Source organism: Paenibacillus sp. GYB006, assembly GCF_036577645.1.
Classification (GTDB): domain Bacteria; phylum Bacillota; class Bacilli; order Paenibacillales; family Paenibacillaceae; genus Paenibacillus.
Genome location: NZ_JARBDA010000062.1, coordinates 1 through 462 on the forward strand (window position 1 = coordinate 1; position 462 = coordinate 462).

General features: G+C 38.3%; 1 pseudogene. It reads left to right on the forward strand.

The features are described 5' to 3' along the window. A pseudogene (gene tnpA, locus PV403_RS24935) lies at positions 1-382 on the forward strand (IS200/IS605 family transposase); the annotation flags it as partial. Positions 383-462: the final 80 nt, after the last annotated feature.

Consider the following 462-nt stretch of genomic DNA (forward strand, 5'->3'; position numbering starts at 1 on the left):
ATAATCAAGTAAGAAAAGATCTAATTGAAATATTCAAACGTTTATGTAAGTACAAAGGAGTAGAAATCATAGAAGGCCACATGATGCCAGACCACGTGCACATGTTGGTAGCAATCCCACCCAAAATAGCAGTCTCATAATTTATGGGCTATCTAAAAGGTAAAAGTTCTCTAATGATCTTTGAGAAACATGCCAGCAAAAATACAAATACGGGAATCGAAAATTCTGGGCAGAAGGATATTATGTGAGTACGGTGGGCTTAAATGAAGCAACGGTACGAAAATACATCCGAGAACAAGAAGCACACGACCAAGCAGTAGATAAGCTGAGTGTTAAAGAGTATGAAGATCCATTCATCAGCAACAGGAGCAAAAAGAAATAAACCAGTTTAACTGGTAAGTGAAAGTGACAAATAACAATGAGCCTGAACAGATTTACTGTCAGGCTAGCGTCTTTAGGCGC